At 74.2% G+C, this 21,295-nt stretch carries 13 protein-coding genes; 7 read left to right on the forward strand and 6 right to left on the reverse strand.

Translation table 11 applies throughout. From position 1 onward, the window contains the following. Window positions 1-254: 254 nt before the first annotated feature. From ACIBTU_RS14925 to ACIBTU_RS14940, 4 genes are all read left to right on the forward strand, one after another. Window positions 255-2,300, forward strand: coding sequence for a flotillin family protein (locus ACIBTU_RS14925; RefSeq protein WP_399126499.1), 2,046 nt, complete (start codon window positions 255-257; stop codon window positions 2,298-2,300). 88 nt (window positions 2,301-2,388) lie between these two features. Further along, entirely contained in the window at window positions 2,389-7,209 is a 4,821-nt protein-coding gene (locus ACIBTU_RS14930; RefSeq protein WP_399126500.1) for a DNA repair ATPase, read from the forward strand. Between the two features lie 80 nt (window positions 7,210-7,289). After that, window positions 7,290-8,351: a PucR family transcriptional regulator gene (locus ACIBTU_RS14935; protein ID WP_399126501.1), complete on the forward strand. Its 1,062-nt coding sequence runs from the start codon at window positions 7,290-7,292 to the stop codon at window positions 8,349-8,351. 94 nt (window positions 8,352-8,445) lie between these two features. Continuing rightward, a complete protein-coding gene (locus ACIBTU_RS14940; protein ID WP_399126502.1) occupies window positions 8,446-10,548 on the forward strand; it encodes a tetratricopeptide repeat protein in 2,103 nt (700 codons plus the stop codon). On the opposite strand, the gene ACIBTU_RS14945 is transcribed toward ACIBTU_RS14940, so the two are convergent. The 3 genes from ACIBTU_RS14945 to prcB form a co-directional block, all read right to left on the reverse strand. Further along, entirely contained in the window at window positions 10,535-12,274 is a 1,740-nt protein-coding gene (locus ACIBTU_RS14945) for a hypothetical protein (protein WP_399126503.1), read from the reverse strand. The genes ACIBTU_RS14940 and ACIBTU_RS14945 overlap by 14 nt on opposite strands. Then, entirely contained in the window at window positions 12,271-13,101 is an 831-nt protein-coding gene (locus ACIBTU_RS14950; RefSeq protein WP_399126504.1) for an SIS domain-containing protein, read from the reverse strand. The genes ACIBTU_RS14945 and ACIBTU_RS14950 overlap by 4 nt, the downstream gene beginning before the upstream one ends. Window positions 13,102-13,448: 347 nt before the next feature. Beyond that, complete coding sequence (gene prcB / locus ACIBTU_RS14955) at window positions 13,449-14,276, reverse strand: proteasome subunit beta (RefSeq protein WP_399126505.1); 828 nt, start codon at window positions 14,274-14,276, stop codon at window positions 13,449-13,451. 129 nt (window positions 14,277-14,405) lie between these two features. On the opposite strand from prcB, the gene ACIBTU_RS14960 reads away from it, so the two are divergent. Next, window positions 14,406-15,143, forward strand: coding sequence for a Mut7-C RNAse domain-containing protein (locus tag ACIBTU_RS14960; protein ID WP_399126506.1), 738 nt, complete (start codon window positions 14,406-14,408; stop codon window positions 15,141-15,143). Between the two features lie 3 nt (window positions 15,144-15,146). Here the strand turns inward: ACIBTU_RS14960 and ACIBTU_RS14965 are convergent, their stop codons facing one another. Then, window positions 15,147-16,682, reverse strand: coding sequence for an ABC transporter substrate-binding protein (locus ACIBTU_RS14965; RefSeq protein WP_399126507.1), 1,536 nt, complete (start codon window positions 16,680-16,682; stop codon window positions 15,147-15,149). Beyond that, complete coding sequence (locus ACIBTU_RS14970) at window positions 16,676-18,715, reverse strand: ATP-binding protein (RefSeq protein WP_399126508.1); 2,040 nt, start codon at window positions 18,713-18,715, stop codon at window positions 16,676-16,678. The genes ACIBTU_RS14965 and ACIBTU_RS14970 overlap by 7 nt, the downstream gene beginning before the upstream one ends. A gap of 208 nt (window positions 18,716-18,923) precedes the next feature. Between ACIBTU_RS14970 and ACIBTU_RS14975 the strand changes: the two genes are divergently transcribed. Next, the gene (locus tag ACIBTU_RS14975) at window positions 18,924-19,448 is read left to right on the forward strand and encodes a hypothetical protein (protein WP_399126509.1); all 525 of its coding nucleotides are present in this window, start codon (window positions 18,924-18,926) and stop codon (window positions 19,446-19,448) included. A gap of 22 nt (window positions 19,449-19,470) precedes the next feature. Here the strand turns inward: ACIBTU_RS14975 and ACIBTU_RS14980 are convergent, their stop codons facing one another. Then, window positions 19,471-20,925 (reverse strand): hypothetical protein, encoded by a 1,455-nt coding sequence (locus ACIBTU_RS14980; RefSeq protein ID WP_399126510.1) that lies wholly within the window; start codon window positions 20,923-20,925, stop codon window positions 19,471-19,473. Window positions 20,926-20,973: 48 nt separating this feature from the next. Between ACIBTU_RS14980 and ACIBTU_RS14985 the strand changes: the two genes are divergently transcribed. Further along, a complete protein-coding gene (locus tag ACIBTU_RS14985) occupies window positions 20,974-21,264 on the forward strand; it encodes a hypothetical protein (RefSeq protein ID WP_399126511.1) in 291 nt (96 codons plus the stop codon). Window positions 21,265-21,295 lie beyond the last annotated feature (31 nt).

Below are 21,295 nucleotides of genomic sequence, written 5' to 3' on the forward strand. Positions count from 1 at the left end.
TCCCGTCGCCCGCACAGCTCCCCTCCGCGCACCCGGCGCGGTCGCCTGACAGCGGCGCCGATCCGCCAACTCATGTGCGCAGAGCCGGAGTACGACGTCACGGCACACCGACAGGCCGCCACGGTCCGCAACCGAACCGGTGCGCACCGCGTCCGTGACTGACGTCATCCCTGTGCCGGTCGTCCCCGTGGCGGCCGCACCGCGTCTTCACCGTCACCGAGGGCCGACCGGCCCTGGATCCGAAGGACTTCTTCATGGATGCCACCACCGTGGGCATCGGCGTGTCCGTCGTCGTCGCCCTGCTCGTCGTCGCCGCGCTGCTGTTCGCCTTCACGCGTCTGTTCCGCAAGGTCGAGCAGGGCAAGGCGCTCATCGTCTCCAGGATGCGCAGGGTCGACGTGACCTTCACCGGGCAGGTCGTGCTGCCGGTGCTGCACAAGGCCGAGATCATGGACATCTCGGTGAAGACCATCGACATCACCCGTACCGGCCGCGACGGCCTGATCTGCCAGGACAACATCCGGGCCGACATCCGGATCTCGTTCTTCGTGAAGGTGAACAAGACCGTCGACGACGTCATCCGCGTCGCGCAGAACGTCGGCACCGCGCGGGCCAGTGACCAGAAGACGCTCCAGGAGCTGTTCCACGCGAAGTTCTCCGAGGCGCTCAAGACGGTCGGCAAGCAGCTCGACTTCACCGACCTCTACACCAAGCGCGAGGAGCTGCGGTACCGGATCATCGAGGTCATCGGCGTCGACCTGAACGGCTACCACCTCGAGGACGCGGCGATCGACTACCTGGAGCAGACGCCGCTCAGCCAGCTCGACCCGGACAACGTCCTCGACGCGCAGGGCATCCGGAAGATCACCGAGCTGACCACCGTGGAGCACGTGAAGACCAACGAGTTCCAGCGCACCGAGGAGAAGGAGATCACGCGGCAGAACGTCGACGCCCGCGAGACCATCCTGGAGCTGGAGCGCCGGCAGGCCGACGCCGAGATCAAGCAGAAGCGCGAGATCGACACGGTGCGGGCCCGCGAGGAGGCCGAGACCGCGCGGGTCATGGAGGAGGAACGGCTGCGGGCGCAGGGCGCGTTCCTCGTCACCGAGGAGAAGCTCGGGGTGCAGCGCGAGAACCAGGCCCGCGAGGTCGCCGTCGCGCAGAAGAACCGCGAGCGCGTCATCGCCGTCGAGAACGAGCGCATCGAGAAGGACCGGCTCCTGGAGGTCATCGCCCGCGAGCGCGAGACCCAGCTGTCGAAGATCGCCGCCGACAAGGAGGTCGAGGCGGAGAAGCGGGAGATCGCCGAGGTCGTCCGCGAGCGCGTCGCCGTCGACCGCACGGTCGCCGAGCAGGAGGAGTCCATCAAGAAGCTGCGCGCGGTCGAGGAGGCCGAGCGCGGGCGGCAGGCCGTCATCATCGCGGCGGAGGCCGAGGCGCAGGAGAAGCTCGTCAAGGACATCAAGGCCGCGGAGGCCGCCGAGCAGGCCGCCACGCACCGCGCCGCAGAACGGCTCACGCTCGCCGAAGCCGAGTTGAAGTCCGCCGAGCTCACGTCGCAGGCCAAGCTGAAGCTCGCCGCGGGTCTCCAGGCGGAGGCGGCGGCCGGCGGGCTAGCCGAGGTGCAGGTGCGCGACAAGGAGGCCGAGGTCATCGAGAAGGCCGGCCGCGCCGAGGCCGAGGCCACCGAGGCCCGTATGCGCGCCGAGGCCGAGGGTGCCCGCGCCAAGGCTCTCGCCGAGGCCACCGGGATCTCCGAGAAGCTGAAGGCGGAGGCCGAGGGCATCAACCAGAAGGCCGTCGCGATGGCGGCGCTCGACGAGGCCTCCCGCGGGCACGAGGAGTACCGACTGCGGCTGCAGGCCGAGAAGGAGATCCGGCTCGCCGGGCTCGACGCGCAGCGGCACGTCGCCGAGGCGCAGGCCACGGTGCTGGCCACCGGCCTGGAGGGCGCGGACATCAGCATCGTCGGCGGCGAGTCCGCCTTCTTCGACAAGATCGTCAACTCGATCGCGCTCGGCAAGGGTGTCGACTCCTTCGTCCGTCACTCCGACACCGCCCGGACCCTCGCCGGACCGTGGCTGGACGGCTCGGCGGACTTCACCGCGGACCTGACGAAGATCCTCGGGTCGGTCTCCACGGCCGACGTGCAGAACCTCACCGTCTCCGCGCTGCTCATGAAGCTCATGCAGAGCGGCGGCGAACAGGCCGGTCAGGTGCGCGAACTGCTCGACAAGGCAGGCCAGTTGGGGCTGGCCGATCTGCCGATCGCCGAGCTGAACGGCACCGCGCGCACCTGACCCGCGACCCCGGCCGGGGCCGCCCCACGGGGGTGGGCGGCCCCGGCCGGGCACCGCACCACCGGGACGAACGAGAGGGAACCCGCACATGGAAACGGGTCTGGACGCGGGCACGTACGACGTCCTGCGCGACCGGCTCGCCGGGCAGGCCCGGCAGCTCGCCGAGCGGGCCGGCCGGCTCAACGAGCGCCGCCTGGAGACCTTCGGCTCCACCGGCCTCGCACTCGACGGCACCGAACACCTCGGCACCGGCCACCCGGCCCTGGCCCGCGACGTCGTCGCCGTCGGCGACCTGCTCCTCTTCGGCCGGACCACCCCGCCGGACAGCGGGTCCGGCGAGCCCGCCGTCGCCGACGTGTTCACCCTCCACGACCGCCACAGCCTCGAGCGGCTGGACACGGGCGCCGTGCCCGGACTGCTCGACGACCCCGACTTCGTCCGCGAGTTCGGCGCCCTGCACCGCTACTACCGCGCGGCCCGGCTGATCCGGCTGCGCCCCCTCGACGGCAAGCTCCTCGCCGTCTTCTGCACCGGCGACAAGACCGACGACATCCGCGTGCTGCGCTGGACGCTCACCGTGGACGGCCGCGCGGCCTTCCTCGACGCGCGCGGCGACCGCGACCACGTCATGCCGCCCGCCCACGACCTGCGCTGGACCCCCGCCACCCGCGACGACCACGTGCCCGGACGGCACCCGCACATCGCGATCCCGGGCGCCGGACTGTACGTCGACACCCTCGACGGCACTCTCACCCTCAAGGCCGACGACGACACCGAGACCGGCGAGGGCATCTACAACGAGCCCGTCGACGAACCCCTCCAGTCGCTCGCCGACGCCGCCGTCGCCCACGCCCGCGTCGGCCCGCTCGTCCTGCTGCGCGTGCGCCCCTACAAGGAGAACGCCGACCGCTACCTCGTCCACGACACGCTCACCCGGCGCACCGTCCGCCTCGACGGCCTCGGACGCACCGGCCGCGTCCTCCCCGACGAGCAGGGCGTCGTCTTCCCCGGCGGCCACGTCCTCGCCACCGGCGAGCACCGCAGCTTCGACGCCCTCGACACCACCGGCCTGGAGTACGAGCGCACCGTCCGCTCACCCAACGGCGAGGACGTCCTCTACGTCTTCCAGGCGCGCGGCGGCGACCGCGCGCTGCTGCTCTCGTACAACGTCATCCGCAAGGAGTTCGCCACCCCGATCGCCTGCCGCGGCCACGCCCTCTTCGACGACGGCACCCTCCTCGTCCTGCGCACCGCCGCCGACGCCGAGCCGGGCCGCGTCCACCCGGTCCAGCGGTGGCGCTCCCCGTACGTGTCCGACGCGCACGCCGCCGCCCGCCCGGCCCGCGAGGGACCGCTGGCCCGCGTCGGCAACGCCGATCTGGTGCGCGGTATCTCCGACGCGCTCGCCGTCGCCCGCACTGTCGGCGGCACCGCCGACACGCCCACCACCGCCGCCTACGAGGCCCTCGTCGCCGCCTGCGCCCGCGCCGGCGGCCAGTACCACTGGCTCGGCGACCCCGAACTCGACGCGCTCGGCGAGCCCTTGAACGCGCTGAAGGCCACCGCCGAGCAGGTCGTGACCGAGTACGAGACCGTGCGCGGCCTCACCCGGCAGGCCGCCGACCGGCTCACGGAGTGCGCCGCCCGCATCACCGGCCTGGTCCGCCGGATCCGCGGCGAGGCTCCGCGCTCCGCACCCGAATGGGTGGAGCGGATCACCGAACTCCGGCGGGCACAGGGGCAGTTGCTCGCCGTCAAGGAGATGCGGTACGCCGACACCGCACGCATCGACACGCTCGCCGCCGAACTGGCCGACGACATCACCGCCGCCGGACAGCGCGCCGTCACCTTCCTCGCCCGCCCCGACGCCTTCGCCGCGCACCACGAGAAGGTCGACGCGCTCGCACGCCGCGCCGAAGAACTCACGACCGTCGTCGAGTCCGGCACCCTGCACGACGAACTCCGCGAGGTCGGGGAGCAGTTGCAGACGGTCGCCGAGGTCGTCACCGGCCTCGACGTCGCCGACGCGACCGTCCGCGCGACGGTCCTGGAGCGCATCGCCGAGGCCCTCGCCGGCGTCAACCGCACCCGCGCCACGCTGGACGTCCGCCGCCGCGAGCTCACCGCCCGCGAAGGGCGCGCCGAGTTCGCCGCCGAGTTCGCGCTGCTCGGCCAGGCCGTCACCGGGGCGCTCGCCACCGCCGACACCCCACAGGCCTGCGACGAGCACCTCTCGCGGCTCGTCCTCCAACTGGAGGACCTGCACGGCCGGTTCGCCGAGTCGGAGGAGTTCCTCGACGACCTGGAGACCAGGCGGACCGAGATCCACGAGGTCTTCGCCGCCCGCAAACAGAGCCTCACCGACGAGCGCGCCCGCCGCGCCGAACGCCTCGTCGGCTCCGCCGGACGCGTCCTGGAGACCGTCGCCCGCCGCTCCGCCGCCCTCGACTCCGCCGACGCCGTCCACACCTACTTCGCCTCCGACCCGCTCGTCGCCAAGGTCGGCCGCACCATCGAGGAGCTGCGCACCCTCGGCGACCAGGTGCGCGCCGACGAACTCGCGGGCCGCCTCACCGCCGCCCGCCAGGAAGCCGTCCGCGCCCTGCGCGACCGCGCCGACCTCTACACCGACGGCGGCGACACCATCCGGCTCGGCCGCCACCGCTTCGCCGTCAACAGCCAGCCCCTGGAGCTCACTCTCGTCCCGCACGGCGACGCCATGGCCTTCGCCGTCACCGGCACCGACTACCGCGCACCCGTCACCGACCCCGCCTTCGCCGCGACCCGCCCCTACTGGGAACAGCACCTCACCTCCGAGACCCCCGAGGTCTACCGGGCCGAACACCTCGCCGCCCGCCTCCTCGACGAGCACGGCGCCGACGCCCTCGCCGCCGCCGAGGACCTGCCCGCACTCGTCCGCCGCGCCGCCGAGGACGCGTACGACGAGGGCCACGAACGCGGGGTGCACGACCACGACGCCACCGAGATCCTCACCGCCGTCCTGCGCCTGCACGCCGGCGCGGGACTCCTGCGGCACACCCCGGCCGCCCGCGCCGCGGCCCAGCTGTTCTGGGCGCACGGGCTGCCGGAGGCCGAGCGCGAGCCGCTCGCCCGCCGGGCCCGCTCCCTCGCCCGCGCCCGCGACACCTTCGGCCTCGCCCCCGCCATCGACGACTTCCGCCGGGAACTCGCAGCCCGCATGGACGGCGACGCGGACGCCGCCGCGTACCTCTTCGACGAGCTGAGCACCGCACCCCACGGCTTCGTGACCTCCACCCGGGTGCGCACCTTCCTCGACAAGTTCCGCCGCACCGTGGACGGCCCCGCCTACGAGGAGGACCTGCGCGGACTGCCCGATCCCGGCTCCCGGCGCCAGATCGTCGAGGCCTGGCTCCAGGCGTACGCGGCCTCGGCCGACCCGGCGGGGGAGAGCGCCCCCGACCTGCCCGAGGCCGTCGCCGTCGAACTCTGCCCGGACCTGGAGCGCTACGAGGGCGCCGCCGACCTCACCGCCACCGTCACCGGACTGCTCGGCACCCACCCGCGCATCAGCTCCCGCACCCTCACCGTGCGACTCGACGAACTCCTCGCCCGCACCCGCCGGTTCAGGACCGAGACCGTCCCCGGACACCGCGCCTACCAGAAGCTCCGCACTCGCCTCGCCGCCGCCGAACGCGACCGGCTGCGCCTGGACGAGCACCGCCCGCACGTCCTGCCGACCTTCGTGCGCGGCCGGCTGATCGACGAGGTGTACCTGCCGCTCATCGGCGACAACCTCGCCGCCCAACTCGGCAGCGCCGGCGGCCTGTTGCTGCTGATCTCACCGCCGGGCTACGGCAAGACGACCCTCATGGAGTACGTCGCCGACCGGCTCGGCATGATCCTCGTCAAGGTCAACGGCCCCGCCCTCGGACACGGCGTCACCTCGCTCGACCCCGACGAGGCCCCGAACGCGGCCGCCCGCCAGGAGATCGACAAGGTCAACTTCGCCCTGGAGGCCGGGAACAACGTCCTGCTCCACCTCGACGACATCCAGCACACCTCGCCCGAACTCCTCCAGAAGTTCATCTCCCTGTGCGACGCCCAGCGCCGCATGGAAGGCGTCTGGAACGGCCGGTCCCGCACCTACGACCTGCGCGGCAAGCGCTTCGCCGTGTGCATGGCCGGCAACCCGTACACCGAGTCCGGCGCCCGCTTCCGCATCCCCGACATGCTCGCCAACCGCGCCGACGTGTGGAACCTCGGCGACGTCCTCACCGGCAAGGAGGAGGCCTTCGCCCTCTCCTTCGTCGAGAACGCGCTCACCGCCAACCCGCACCTCGCCCCGCTCGCCGGCCGCGACCGCGCCGACCTCGACCTCCTCGTCCGCCTCGCCGCCGGCGATCCCACCGCACGCCCCGACCGGCTCGTCCACCCCTACCCGCCCGCCGAGCGCGAGCGCGTCGTCACTGTCCTGCGCCACCTGCTCGCCGCCCGCGCCACCGTCCTCGCCGTCAACGCCGCCTACATCGCGTCCGCCGCCCAGGACCCGGCGACCCGCACCGAACCGCCCTTCCGGCTCCAGGGCTCGTACCGCGACATGAACAGGATCGCCGCCCGCATCGACCCCGCGATGAACGACGACGAGCTCGCCGCCGTCGTCTCCGACCACTACGCGAGCGAGGCCCAGACCCTGACCACCGGCGCCGAGGCCAATCTCCTCAAACTCGCCGAACTGCGCGGCACGCTCGGCGGCGAGCGGCTCGCCCGCTGGGCCGAGATCAAGGCCGGTCACGTACGCGCCCGCACCCTCGGCGGCCCCGAGACGGATCCGCTCGTGCGGGCCGTGGCCGCGCTCGGACTGCTCGCCGACCGGGTCGCCGCCGTCGAGTCCGCCATCACCCGCGCCACCACCCCGCCCCCGGCGTGACCGGGCGCCCCCGCCTGTGGCCCCTGCCCGGTCCTGCGCTACAAAGGCCACGGCGGGAGTTCAGCGAGGCGGGGGCACACATGTCGACGGAGCGGGGCATACCGGACGAGTTCCTGGACGGGTTCGTCCGGATCGTCGCCGAGGCCTCCGCCACCGGCCGCCGCCTCACCCGCGCCGAGCTCGACTCGCGGCGCGCCCTCGGCGAGCGCGCCGCCGAAGCCGGACACGGACTGCGGGAGCTCGTCGGCGTCCACCTGCACCAGGCCCGCGCCCACCCCTACGACTCCGCCGCCGGCCTCGACGCCGTGCTCGCCGCCGTCGCCCAGGGCGTCGACGCGTTCGCCGAAGGCTACGAGCGCGCCCAGCGCGTCGCCGTACGCCGCGAGGAGGCGGCCCGCCGCGAGTTCATCGACGACCTCCTGCACGGCCGCAGCGACCTCGGCCGGATCGCCGAGCGCGCCGAACGCTTCGGGCTGCGCCTGTCCTACGCGCACGCCGTCGCCGTCGCCCAGGGCGCGTACGCCTACGACGAGGGCGACCGCGCCCCGCGCGACGTCGAGCGCGCCCTCAGCACCCGCTTCGGCGACCGCAACGTCCTGCTCACCACCAAGGACGGCCGCCTCGTCTGCATCGCGCCCGGCGACCAGGACGAGGTCCTCGTCCACTTCGCCAAGCAGGCCCACGCCGCGACCGACGGCGGCCGCGTCGCCATCGGGCGCCCCCAGTCCGGCCCCGGCGGCGTCGTCCAGTCCTACGAGGAAGCCCTCAACGCCCTCGACCTCGCCGACCGGCTCGAACTGGAGGACCCGGTGCTGCGCGCCGCCGACCTCCTCGTCTACCCGGTGCTCACCCGCGACCGGCAGGCCATGGCCGACCTCGTGCAGAACGCCCTCGGCCCGCTCCAGCAGGCGCGCGGCGGCGCCCAGCCGCTCATCGACACGCTCGCGACGTACTTCGACACCGGCTGCGTCGCGGCCGAGGCCGCCCGCCGCCTCTCCCTCAGCGTCCGCGCGTTCACCTACCGGCTGGCCCGCATCCACCAGCTGACCGGCGCGGACCCCGCCGACCCCGTGCACCGGTACACGCTCCAGACGGCGGTGATCGGCGCACGGCTCCTGGACTGGCCGAACCGGCAGTTCTGAAGTCCCGCTCACCGGTGGGCCGTTCGCCTGTCGGCCTCGCCGTCGACGCCGTAGTCTTGATCGTCGGTCGGTTCGCGGGGGGAGTGGAGGCGCGGTGGATCCGGTTTCGGCGGTGGTGGTCGTACTGGGGGCCGTCGGCAGCGGGATGGCCGGGGAAGCGGGCAAGCGGGCCTGGGAGTTCACCGGCAACCTCGTACGCCGGATCACCGGACGTGACGTTCCCGCACCCACCACCCCGGACCAGGTCGAGCAGGTCGCACGGCTGATCGTGGAAGCCTGCGCGGACCGGCCCGAACTCCTCACGCGATTCATCGAGTTGACTGGCGCGCTGGCCGCCCCGCAGCAGCCGGTCCTGGGCGCAAGGCCCCGGCTTCCCGCCGCACCGGAAGTGTTCACCGACCGCGCGACCCTCATGCGCAGCCTGGACGAGGTGGCCACGCGCCCCTTCGACGGCCGCCCGCGCATCGCCCGGTTGTACGGTCCCGAGGGCATCGGCACCACCGCGCTGGCCGTGCACTGGGGCTGGCGCCGGTCCGACCGGTTTCCTGACGGGCAGGTGTACGTCGACCTGCGCCACTGCGGCCCCGACGAAGCCTCGGCCGCTCTGCTGCGGGCACTCGGTGTGCCCGCCCCGCAGATCGCGCACACCGCGGCCCGGCGCTGCGAGGCACTGCGCAGGCTGCTCGCCGGAAGCCGTCTGCTGATCGTGCTGGACCACGTGCGCTTCGTCGCCCAGGTGCGGCCCCTGATCCTCACCGAGCCCGGCGTGTGCACCCTTGTCATATCCCGTGACCGGCTCGACGGCCCCGCCGCGGCGAGCCTGCCGCTCGGCCCGCTCCCGGCCCGGGACGCGAAACGCCTGGTGTCCGCGGTCGCGGGCCGGACCGCGACCGCGGCGGCCAAGGCGAGCCTGCCCGCCCTCCTCGACCGCTGCGGCGGCCACCCCTACGCTCTGCACGCCGCGGCCCAACGGCTGGCGGCCGCTCCGTACGAACCTCGGGAGGCCACGGTGAGCGCAGCGCATGATCCGGTCGGTGCCGCCGCCGAGGACGCCTACCGGCATTTGAGCCCCGAGGCCGCCCGGCTCTACCGCCTCGCCGGACTGCGCGACTGGCCGGCCCTCGACGGCGCGGCAGCCGCCGCGATCACCGGCACAAGGCCGGACGTGGCGGCCGACGGGCTGGCGGAGCTGTCCGGGGCGATGCTGCTCGACCTCACGGGCGAGGGGCGCCATCGGTTCCGCCCCGGCGTACGCGCCCATGCCGAGCGGACCGCGGTCGCGTCCGACGGCATCGCGGCCTGCTCCGCCGCGCTCACCCGCACCCTCGCCCACTACGAACGGGTGGCCGTTCAGGCGGCCAGGGCCGCCCTGCCCGAGAGCTGGCGCGTTCCTCCCGCCCTCACGGACCACGTGCCCGAGCCGGACGCGGACCGGGGCGCGGCCCTCGCCGTCCTCGCCGACGAGGTGGGCAACCTGGTGGAGGCCGTCGTCGCCGCCCGCGAGTCGGGCTCCGAGGAGACCGCGCTGCGGATCGGCCGCGCGCTGTGGCCACTGCAGCTGAAGGCCGGACACCACGAGACCGTGCTGCCCGCGCTGCGGGCCGCCGCCTCGCTCGCCGACACGCACTCGCCGGGCACACGGATGTCGGGTGCGCTCCACGCCCAACTGGCCCATTCCCTCATGGAGACGGGCCGCGAGACCGAGGCGGAGACGGAGGCGCGGGCCGCATCCCGCGACGAGGAGGCCGCGGGACACCTGCGCGGCTGGGCCTCCGCCGTCGAGTTCCTGGGCCTGCTCCGCCTGAGGCAATGGAACTACCCCGACGCCCTGGCGTGCTTCGACGAGGCGGGAGACATTCTCGACGGAGTCGAAGCCGGCACGGAGGGGTATGCCGACCTGCCCCGGGCTCGCGCCCTGCTGGAGCGGCACCGGGGCCGGGCGCTGAGCGGCGACCAGCGCCGCGCCGAGGCGACCGTCCACCTCGGCCACGCCCTGGACTTCTTCCGCACCGTGGGGGAGGGCTACAACACGGCACGGGTGCTGACCGACCTGGCCTGGGCTCGCTACGACGACGGCGAGCGCACCGCAGTGCTGCCACTGATCGACGAGGCCCTCGCGATCCTCGTGGCCGAGGGGGCCACCCAGCACATCGAGCCGCTGCGAGCCCTGCGCGAGCACTGCGTCAGCGGAGCGTGACCCGGACCCGGTGACCGCCGGTGTCCAACAGCAGTGCCGAATCCTTGATCTCCCCCAGGGTCTTGCCCGCAGCCAGCCACGCGTGCAGTGCGCTGGCGCACACGGCTGGGTCCAGGCCCTCCGCGCGCAGGGTGACGACCTGCCCCGACCGCACACGGACCACGCACTCCCCGGGCCCCGTGACATACGCCGCGAGGGCACACTGCGGGTACCGGTCCAGAACCTCGGCGCACCACTGTGCGGGCGGGCCGAGGCGCGGGTCCTCTGTGGCCCCGTCGCGGAACACGACGTCGGCCAGGCCGAGCAGGTCCTGCTCGCGGGTGTCCTCGTGGAGCGCGAGGTGCGTCGCGTCGGCGGCGTGGTCGTACGGGGCCGGGTGCGGGCCCGCGTACCGCTCCACGCGCACCTCGCCCGGGCCCGTGATCCGCGTGCGGACCTGCAACGGGACGGACGGCGCCGCCGGTTCGTACGGGGGCAGGGGGAGCGGGGCGAGCCGGGCCGGCCAGGACGGTTCGGGGAGGCCCAGGAGTCTGTAGAACAGGCGGCGCAGGCGGGGCGCCGCCTCGTGCGGCACCGCGCTGACGAATTCCGCCGCTTCGGGCAGCGGCCGGTGCCGGGCGAGCAGCGCGTCGAGCTGGGGGCGCAGCGGGGCCCCGGGGTCCAGCCGGGGCGCCGAGCGGACGAACGCGTGGACCGGGGCGTCCGGCGCGAGCGCGGACAGCGGGGCCGCGCCCAGCAGGACGGGGGTGCCGAGCGCCGCCCCGTAGTACGTCACCGCGCCGTGGTCGCCGATCACGGCGTCCGCCGCGAGCAGCGCCTGTCGCCAGCCGTGCAACGGGTCGATCAGGGTGAGCCCGGCGCGGCGGGCCCGGTCCAGCCAGGACCTGATCTGGCCGGGGCCGTGGCCGTGCCAGAGATTGGGGTGGAGGACGGCGGCCAGGCGGTGGGTGTCCGCCGGGAGTTCGGAGGTCAGCCGGGGCAGCAGCGCGGGGAGGGTGTCGTCACCGCCGTCGCCGAACAGGGCGTCGGGCCCCCAGGTCGAACTGAGCAGCACGAGCCGCTGCCCGGTGCGGACGCCGAGCGCGCGGCGGTAACGGTCGCGATGGGCGCGGGCGGCCAGGATCCGGTCCCAGCAAGGGTCCCCGGCGAGCACCCCGGTGTGGGCCGCCTCGGGGCAGACGGCACGCAACCGCTCCTCCTGCTCGGGATGGGAGAGGACGAGCGCGTCGGCGACCGGCGTCCCGTCGGGGCCGAGCAGCCACTGCGGCGACAACCCGAAAACGGGCGCGCCACCCCTCCGCTCCCGGCTCCCGGCTCCCGGCACCCGGCACCCGGCACCCGGCACCCCCAGCCTTTTAGTGTATCCAACGCCGTGTGACAGGACGGCCAACTGGCCTTTAATCGCCGGGAGTTGACCGCCGAAGCTCGCCGAGACGGCGAGGTCGACCGGAGTGGCCAGGGCCTGATCCCACGGGAGCACGGGCACGCCCGTCTCCGCGAGCAGCTCCCGCACGCCCGCGCCGAACGCCGAGGACTCCGTGCACGTGGCGAGCAGCTGCACGCGCAGGTCGTCGTCGAAGAGCGGCAGGACGTCGAGGAGCCGGGTCGCCGACGTGACGTTGTGCAGGACGAACAGCACGGTGCGGGTACGGCTCCGGGTCGCCCAGCGGGCCGCGTCCGCACCCACCGGGACCCGGATCCAGTGATCCGGCACCGCGTCCGTCATGCCGCCCCGACCGCCCCGGCCGCCCGGTGCGCCGCGGACCCGAGCGCGAGCCGCTGCACCCGGACCAGGTCCGCCAGCGGATCGCGCGCCGACGTGACGAGCGTGCCGCCCGTGTCCGCGACCGCCCGCGCGAGCCGCTCCGGCACCTCGCCGAACACCCACGTCACCTGCTGCGCCGCCGCCGGACTCGGCCGGTACTCCGGCTCGTGGTAGGCCTGCGCCCAGGCGCCCGCGTTGTCCCGCATCAACTGCGCGGCCGCCTCCGCTATCCCGTACGTCCAGCCGGAGCCCAGGAACGTGAACTCCCGTGCCGCCAGCAGTACATGGGGCAGCGCTTCCTCGATCGCCTCGTGCGCGTCGTCCGTCGCGTCGTCCAGCTTCTCGCCGAGCTGCGCGCGCAGCAGGGCCAGAGCGGTGGTCGGGAACCGGGTCGCGACCTCGGTCGCCGGCTGGTCGGTGAAGTCGAGCCGCACCGTGTGGTCGGCGACGTCCGGGGCGTCCGGAGCCGCCGTGATCACGACGCTGGGCACGCTGCCGTGCACCCGGCCCAGCAGGCGCAGCATCACGGGTGCGGTGCCGGTGCGGGTGAGGGCGACGATCCGGTCGTACTCGCGCCCGTACAGGAACGCGGACGCGCTGAACGCGTCCGTCTCGCCGTGGCCGCGGCTCTCGCGGAGCGCGGCGTAGGACTGGGCCATCGCGTAGGCGGGGCCCGAGCCTATGACCGCGACGCGTTCTCCGCGGTGCGGGAGCGCTTCGCGGTGCTGGTCGGCCAGTTCTGCGGCGCGGGTCCAGCAATCCGGCTGGCTTGCGACGTCTTGCGGCACGGGTGTGCTCCGCGTCCCCATATGAGCCCCCCCGGGCTGATCTCGGATGTTCCCCTGGACGTTACTCGACGTCCAGCGGCGCCCGTTCGTAGGCCTTCACGTTTCGTGGCCGGGTGCGGCTCCGGTGGGGCTTCTCGCGCCCCGCGGCGGAGCCGCTAATAGACACAGCCCCGCGCCCCTGAAATGCAGGCGCTGCGCGCCGCATTTCCCCGATCAAGGTGCAGGGTGCCTTTCATCTGGGGAAGGCGCGGCGAAGCCGCATGCCTTCCAGGGGCGCGGGGAACTGCGCGACCAGCCCCCACCGGGCCGCGGCCGCCGATGAATGCGCCCCCGGCAGACGCCACGCTTCACATGAGCGGCGCCCGGGGCCCCTCGGGAGAAGACGCGCGCGCTCCCACCACCGTCTCCGCGACCGCCCGCACCTCGTCCTCCGGCACCTGTCGGTAGCCCGTCTCCGTGACGAGGGCCACCGACGGGTAAATGCCGCGGTTCAGATCGGGACCGCCCGTCGCCGAGTCGTCGTCCGCCGCGTCGTAGAGCGCCTGCACGGCAAGCGTCGTCGCGTCGGCCGCCGAGAGTCCCGGGCGGTACAGCTTCTTCAGGGCGCCCCGCGCGTACGGCGACCCCGACCCGTCCGCGTGGAAGGCGGTCGCCTCGAACAGGCCGCCGCCCACGTCGTAGTTGAAGATCCGGCCCACGCCGCGCGCCTCGTCGTACCCCGCGAGCAGCGGGATCACGGCGAGCCCCTGCATGGCCTGCGGCAGATGCTCGCGGATCATCGTGGCGAGCCGCTGCGCCTTGCCGTTGAGGCTGAGTGGGCGGCGCTCCAGCTTCTCGTAGTGCGCGAGCTCCAGTTGGAACAGGCGCACCAGCTCCTTCGCCAGTCCGACCGTTCCGGCGAACGCGACCGCCGTGTACTCGTCCGCCGCGTTGACCTTCTCCAGGTCCCGCTGGGCGATCACGTTCCCCATGGTCGCGCGCCGGTCGCCCGCCATCAGGACGCCGCCGTCGAAGGTGAGCGCCAGCACCGTCGTGCCGTGCGGCACGTCCCGCACCGGGCCGGTCACCCCGCTCCACGGCAGCGAGTGCGGTGCGACCCGTTCCGCGAACCGCGTGAACGAGGACGTGTCGGCGTCCAGGAACACGGCCGGAAGCCCCTGCGTGTGATCGGTCATCCGTTTCTCGCCCTCCGCTTCGTCCCCAAGGCCTCCGGGGGACCTTCCCCGGCGCGCCGCCCGGCGAACCTGCCCGGCCGCCCGGGACATCCCCGGCGCGCCGCGGCCCCGGCATGGCATTCTGTCCCGATGAACGGTCCGGAGATCCTCCTCCAAGTCGCCCCCGAACTGGGGCTTTTCGTACCCGCGCAGTGGCGCTCCGGTGAGCCCGCCCCGCTCGTCACGGACGGCGTGTCCACGCTCGGCCACGTCGTCGAGTCGCTCGGAGTTCCCCTCACGGAGGCCGGCACGCTCCGCGTCGACGGCCACGACGTGCCCACCGCCCACGTCCCGTCGGCCGGCGAACGCGTCGAGGTGCTCCCCGTCCACCGCCCCCAGGAGGTGCCCGGCGCACCCCTGCGCTTCCTGCTCGACGTGCACCTGGGCACCCTGGCCCGCCGGCTGCGGCTGCTCGGCGTCGACGCCGCGTACGAGGCCGTCGACATCGGCGACCCCGCCCTCGCCACCCGCTCCGCCGAGGAGCGGCGCGTCCTGCTCAGCCGTGACCGCGGACTGCTGCGCCGCCGCGAACTGTTCGCGGGCGCCTACGTCTACAGCGACCAGCCGGACGAGCAACTGCGCGACGTCCTCGGCCGGTTCGCCCCCGAACTGCGCCCCTGGACCCGCTGCACCGCGTGCAACGGGCCGCTCACCGAGGCGAGCAAGGAGGACGTGGCCGACCGCCTGGAGGGCGGCACCCGCGCGACCTACGACGTGTTCGCCGCCTGCACCGAGTGCCGCCGCGTGTACTGGCGCGGCGCCCACCACGCCCGCCTGGAGACGATGGTGGCCGACGCCCTCGCCGAGTTCGGCCCCGCCCGTACGTAGGAGCTACGGCCTGAGCACCTGACGGAAGGTGTACGTCCCGCTCGGCTCCATCCGGACCAGGGCCATCGGCTTGCCGTCCGGGTTGCCGTCCGAGCCGAAGGAGAGCGGGCCGCTCAGGCCCGACACCGCCTCGCTGCCGCCGAGCTGGAGCAGCATCTGCAGGGTGGCGCCCGGGTTCACCTGGCCCTTGCCGTCGGGGCCGGCCGCGGCCCGCACGGCGATGCCGAGCGACCACACCGCGTCGTGCCCGAGCACCGACTGGCCGTCCTCCAGCGCCTTGTTCACGGCCTGCGCGCTGCCGCCGAACTCGGCGCGGTACAGCTCCACGAAGTCCGGCAGCGGATCGTTCTCCTTCGCGTACAGCTCGCCCGCGAGCGCCGGGTGACCGAGCGCCGTGTACAGCACGGTCACCCGGCTGTCCTGCCACTCCGTACGGAACCGGGCGCGCCGCGCCTCGCTCTCCTTCGCGCCGTAGTACGCGCCCAGCGCGTCGTCCCCGGTCAGCAGCGTGACCGTGCAGCGGCGGTCCGGCGCCGACATCGAGTTGATGAAGTTGCGGGTGTTCAGGCCCCGGCCCGCGAAGAACACCGCGTCGGGCTTGAGCGCGCACACCTTGTCGGCGACCGACGAGAACGCGTTCGACACCCCGTCCGTGCTGGACAGGAACTCCAGCGGCACCCCTTCCAGCTTCAGCCCGCGGGTCTGCGCGGCCGTCTGGAACGAGCGGTACAGCGACGTGTTGTAGATGTCGTCCGTGTTCCGGTCCCGGATGACCGCCACCTTGTAGCCACGGTGCTTCTTCTGCTGCTCGCGCAGATAGTTGACCGCGCCCGAGGCCTGGTCCCGGTTGGGCGCCGAGACCCGGAAGAAGCCCGGGTCCGCCGTGTCCGCGAGACCGTCCGCGGTCACCGTCGCACCCATCATTGGGATGCCCTTCCTGCGCAGCTCCGAGACCGCCTTCCCGGTGCCGCCGCGGCTCTGTCCGAACCCGGCCACCGCGACCACGTGGTCCGCGCCCTTCGACCGCGCGATCACGTCCTCGGTGAGCGGCTTCCACTGCTCCGAACGCAGCCCCAGATTGCCCACGAGCAGCCGGATCTGCGGCAGGTCGCCGCGGCCGCCGCCCAGGTCCGGGTCGTTGAGCCGGCGCTGCGCGAGATACGCGCCGAGCAGCTCGGCCCGCAGCCCGTACTTGGTCTCCTCCTCGCCCGGCGCGGTCGTCAGCGGTTCCACGTAGACCACCGACACGTACTTCTTGCCGGACTCCTCGACCCGCGCGTTCTCCTTCTCGATCTTCCCCATCACGTCCTTCAGGGAGTCGTCGAAGGGGAACGAGCCGTCCGAGACGCCGACGCACTCCTTGCGCGGACCGGTCTCGTAGATACCGGGCGCGCACTCCTTGCCGTGTCCGTCGCCGTCCTCGCCGAGGAGCGAGACCAGCAGCCACACCCCGGCGCCCAGCACCACGGCGGACAGCAGCGCCCAGGGCCAGCGGCGCGGCCGCGGCCGCCGTGGCGTGAACCCTCTCTCGTCTACCACCACGGTTTCCTCTCGTACCGCTGGGCCATGAGCAGCAGCACATGGCGGTCGTGTTCGTCCCCGATCGGCCGGCGCAGCGTGAGGAACTCCTCGGCGATGTCCGGATACAGCTCCGCGTACGGGTCGCCCAGCGGGTCCGCGTACGGCTGCGGCGCGCCGCCCTCCGGGCGGGGGTGCGCGGTGATCCAGCCCGCCGTGAGCAGCCGGGTGATCGCCCGCCGCGCCGCGTCGCCCTCGGCGACCCCCACCAGGCGCTCGTACCGCTCACGCGCGGACTCCGGCGGGGCGCCCGCCCAGCGGGCCGGGGCGCGCTGGACCCAGGCGAGGTCGGCGCACCACGCGTCGGCGCCCGTCTCGTCGAATCGTTCCCGCAGGAAGTCGACGGCGGCCGGCAGATCGCCCAGGGCCAGATCGTGGTAGGCGACCGTGCGCAGATCGCCGCGCCCCTGGGCGGCCCGGCGCAGCGCCCGGTGCGCGCCCGTCCAGGTCCCCGCGTCCTCGTCCGGGCCCGCCGCCCCGTCGAGCCGGCGCAGCAGCAGGAACCGGGTCAGCCGGGGCAGCGCGGGCAGCCCCTCCTCGGGCTCGCGCACCGTGCGCAGCTCGTCCGCGCTCAGGTTCACGAACTCGCGCAGCACCGACTCCTGGTTCTCCCACAGCGGCTCGCAGGTCTCGGCGCGGCCGAGGGTGAGCGCCGCCGCGGCCCGGGGCAGCACCCGCAGCAACTGCCCCGAGCAGTCCCGCAGCAGCCACTCGAGGAGATCCGGTCCCGCGGTGAGGAGCGGCTCCGGGCGCACGCTGCCGTCGGCGGGCGTCAGGCACTGCCGCACCCGCTCGTCCCACGGCAGGTCGGCCGGCATCCGGCGCAGCACGTCCAGGACCCGGGCGGTGCCCGCCGGATGCCCGCGCGTCAGCTCGTGCACGATCCAGCCGAGCCACTGCACCGCGTTGTCCGCGCGCGGCAGGACCGAACCGGCGGGCAGCGCGTCCACCGTCGCCGCCGCCTGCTCCTCCACCTCGCGCCGGGTCAGGTTCCGCAGCCGGCCCGCGCGCAGCGGACCCGCGTCCAGCGGCGCGAACTCGCCCTGCTGCGGCCAGCTGTCCCCGTACTCCGGGCGGCGCCCGCTGCCGGTCTCCGCCCGCACCAGCGCCTCCGGGCGGCGCCGGGCCGTGGCCACGACCAGCAGCGGGTCGGGACGCCGGGCGCGCTCCCGCGCGTCGAGCAGCAGTTGCAGGAAGGCCTCCCCGACGGGGGAGTCCGCGTTGTCGAGCAGGGCCAGGCAGTGGGTGGTGCGCAGCCGCTCGGCGCGGCCCGACGCGTACGCGCCGCGCAGGTCCGCGAGGAAGGCGTCGAGCAGCACCCGCTCGGCCTCCTCGCGCTGTGCCGGATAGCCGTGGTACAGCCGGTTCACACCCACCAGGAAGTCGGCCGTGCCGCCGCGCCCGGGTGCCGTCGCGGACGTCTCGGCGAAGCGCCGGCGCAGCTTCAGACCGCGCCACGAGCGCAGGCCGCCCTGCACGAGCGGCACGACGGCCGAGGTCCAGCCGGGCAGCCCCGCGGCCTGCGCCGCCGTGTCCGCGATCCCGAGCAGGTCCTCGTACGCGTACTCCCGCGCCCGGCCCTCGCGCAGCGCCTCCGCCATGTCGCGCACCGCCCGCTCGCGGCTGCGCGCGTCCACGGCCGTGCCGACCGCGGCGAGCAGCGAGCCGAGCGCGGGGAACGACAGCTGCGGCAGGTCGTCGTGGCGGGCGCTCAGCTGGAAGGCCAGCTCGGTCAGCACGTCGATCCGGGTGCCGCCGCGCTCGCCGATCGGCTCCAGGTCGAGCGCGGCGATCGGCACCCGGCGGGCCCAGCCGCGCAGATGGCCGGTGAGCGTGGACTTGCCGCTGCCGCGCTCGCCGAGCAGCACCAGGACCGGCAGCGGGCGCAGCGGGCCCGGCGGCCGGTCGATCTCGCCCGCCACGCGCCGGCGCACCGCCGCGTCGCGCTCCGAGCGCCCCGCTCCGCCGCCCGTCGTTCCTGTGTCTTCGGCCACCCCGCTCCCCCCACCGGCCGCACCCGTCCCCGCGGACCCCTGCCGACTCCTGCCGACCCTTGCGAGAACTCTTCAATTCCCTGTCCTCGCAAGGTTATTCGGATGATCGAAGGCAGGCGCGAGGTTTCCCGATCCGGGGCGGCGGCGGGGGCCCGGAGGGCATCGGCTACGCTGCCGGTTCCTGACGGTGTGTATAGCAAGAGGAGTTATGGCCCTGAAGCGACGTTCGGCGCTCGCCGGACTGACGATGGTGCTCGTGGCCGCGCTCGCGGCCTGCGGCGGAGGTTCCGGCTCGGACAAGGGCTCGGACGCGCGCGGCGGGGGCAAGGCCGACAGCGGGTACTCCCGCCCCGCGGGCAGCGACAAGGTGACCGGTCTGCGCGACGCCGTCCGCCACCAGACCCGCAAGACGGCCAAGGGGAAGCGGCCGCACTACGTGAAGAAGTGCGACTACGACACCAAGCGGGTGCGCCACACCAAGCGCACCAACGGCCGCACCAGGACCTGGTACACGACCAAGAAGGTCCGTGACTGCGACCGGGTGCGCAAGGGTACCGAGACGTACACCCGGGTCGTCCGCCGCGAGCGCTGGTGCGTCCGGCTCGACGACGTCGGCGGCAAGAAGGGCCGGGACGACGCCTGGTACCGCGTCCAGCGGTCCGTCTACAGCGAGGTCAACTCGGCCGAGGACCACGCGAAGGTCAGCTTCGAGCCCATCGGCCAGGGCTGCTGACCTCTTCCGGTCACGGTGGGCGCTACGGCGCCCACACCGCCCGCTGCACGGCCTCCGCGGCCAGCCGCACGGCCGCGCGGCGGGTGGACTCGGCTAGCAGCTCCGGCTGGATCGGGCCGCCCGCCGCGAGGTGCCGGTCGTAGGGCAGGTGCACGACGCCGACACCCGTCTCGCGCAGATGGGCCTCGGCCGCGGACAGGTCGAGATTCTGGTCCGGGGCCCCCGAGGTGAGGGCGACGACCGTCGACGGCAGCGCCGACTTGGGCAGCCCCGCCAGCCAGTCGAGCACCACACGGGTCCCGCCCACGCCCTCGAGGGTCATCGGCGCGACCACGATCCGGGCGTGCGCCGTGTCCATCGCCGTCCGCGCCACCTCGCCGGGCAGCGTCTCGCAGTCCGCGACCGTCACCGCGAAGTGGCGGCGCAGGGCGAGCGTGACCGTGCGGTACGTCGGCACGTCCAGCGGGGGACCGACCCGGCCCCGGCTCGCGGGCAGCAGCCAGCCGCCGTTCGGCAGCGGCACCAGATAGCCCGTGATGTCCAGAAGATCCATGCGTGGGGTGAGGATCCGGGCCAGCTCCACGCACGACCAGCGCACCGACTCGGCGCCGAGCCGCACCGCGAGCGTGCCGAGGGCGGCGTCCGCCTCCAGCGCGAGCACCGGGTCCCGGCGGTGCATCTGCAGCGAGCGGGCCACGAGCGCGGCCGCGGTCGTCTTGCCGACGCCGCCGCGGATCGAGGTCACGGCCACGAGCCGGCCGATGCCGGTCGGCTGCTGGAGGTCGCGCAGCAGCCGCGCGCCTTCCTCGGCGTCCGACGACGTGATCCGCCGGATCGACCGGCCCGTACGCCGCGCCACGGAGTCCCCGTGCAGCGGCTTGCCCGCGGCGGGCGCGAGCCGGGGATCGACGGTCAGCACGGACTCCGGCGAGGGGAACGCGAGCTCGGCGCTCGGCCGCACCGCCGGCACGTTGGCCGTCGCCGGGGGAGCCGGGTGCGTCGTGTACGGGGCCGGAGGGGGCGGCACGGGAAGCGCCTGGGGCGCCGGTACGGGCACGGGCGGCGGGTTCTCCGGCGGCAGCGGGGCGGCGAATTCGGCGGGCACGGCATCCTCCGGCTGGGGCGCATCCACCGTCCGCCCGGAAACACCGGGGGCCTCGGCGGGTGCGGGGGTGTCGTGCGGCCCGGGCGCGAACGAGGCCAGTACGGACCGGGGAGCGGCGTCCGGCGCCGATTCCGGGGTGGGCTGAGGTGCGGGCGTGCCGGCGGCGTCCGGCGCTGCGGCGGGGGACTTGGTGAGGGCGTCCGGCAGAGAGGGTGTTTCCGCAGGGGAGGGTGCCGGCTCCGGAGCGCCCGGGGTTTCGGGTGCCTGGTCCGGCAGGGACTTCAGCGAGGCCAGCAAGGATTCGGGCACGGCGGGCCTCACCGTGGCCTCGCCGGGCAGCGAGGCCGGGGCCGGCGGCAGGCCGGCGGACACTTCGCCCGCCTCCTTCCGCTTCAGGCTGCGGTCGCCGGGATTAGGCCGGTGCTCGTCCGGGCGGCGGACGGGGAGCGGAGACTTGGCGACGGAGACCTCGTCAGCGCCGAGGGCCGCAGCGATCTCAACGGGCTCATCAGGCCCGACGGCCTCGCCAGGCCCGACGGCCTCGCCAGGCCCGACGGAAACGGCAGCCTCGACAGAATCATCGGGTTCCACGGCCTCGGCGGCACTCATCGGAGCCGCCGGTTCAGCCGGTTCGACTGGTTCGGCCGGTTCGCGAAGAATCGGTTCCGCAGCACACCCGTCCTCGTCGGAACGGCGAATCTCATCGGCTGACCCCCGCATTGCGCCCCTGCCCGGTCCCGTC

The organism is Streptomyces sp. NPDC050145 (assembly GCF_044460245.1).
In the GTDB taxonomy this organism is placed as follows: domain Bacteria; phylum Actinomycetota; class Actinomycetes; order Streptomycetales; family Streptomycetaceae; genus Streptomyces.

Bases quoted from the DNA above. Each gene is read 5' to 3' on its own strand.
- ACIBTU_RS14930 (WP_399126500.1), top strand. From the start codon at position 2,389: ATGGAAACGGGTCTGGACGCGGGCACGTACGACGTCCTGCGCGACCGG.
- ACIBTU_RS14935 (WP_399126501.1), top strand. From the start codon at position 7,290: ATGTCGACGGAGCGGGGCATACCGGACGAGTTCCTGGACGGGTTCGTC.
- prcB (WP_399126505.1), bottom strand. From the start codon at position 14,276: ATGACCGATCACACGCAGGGGCTTCCGGCCGTGTTCCTGGACGCCGAC.
- ACIBTU_RS14945 (WP_399126503.1), bottom strand. From the start codon at position 12,274: ATGACGGACGCGGTGCCGGATCACTGGATCCGGGTCCCGGTGGGTGCG.
- ACIBTU_RS14925 (WP_399126499.1), top strand. From the start codon at position 255: ATGGATGCCACCACCGTGGGCATCGGCGTGTCCGTCGTCGTCGCCCTG.
- ACIBTU_RS14960 (WP_399126506.1), top strand. From the start codon at position 14,406: ATGAACGGTCCGGAGATCCTCCTCCAAGTCGCCCCCGAACTGGGGCTT.
- ACIBTU_RS14975 (WP_399126509.1), top strand. From the start codon at position 18,924: ATGGCCCTGAAGCGACGTTCGGCGCTCGCCGGACTGACGATGGTGCTC.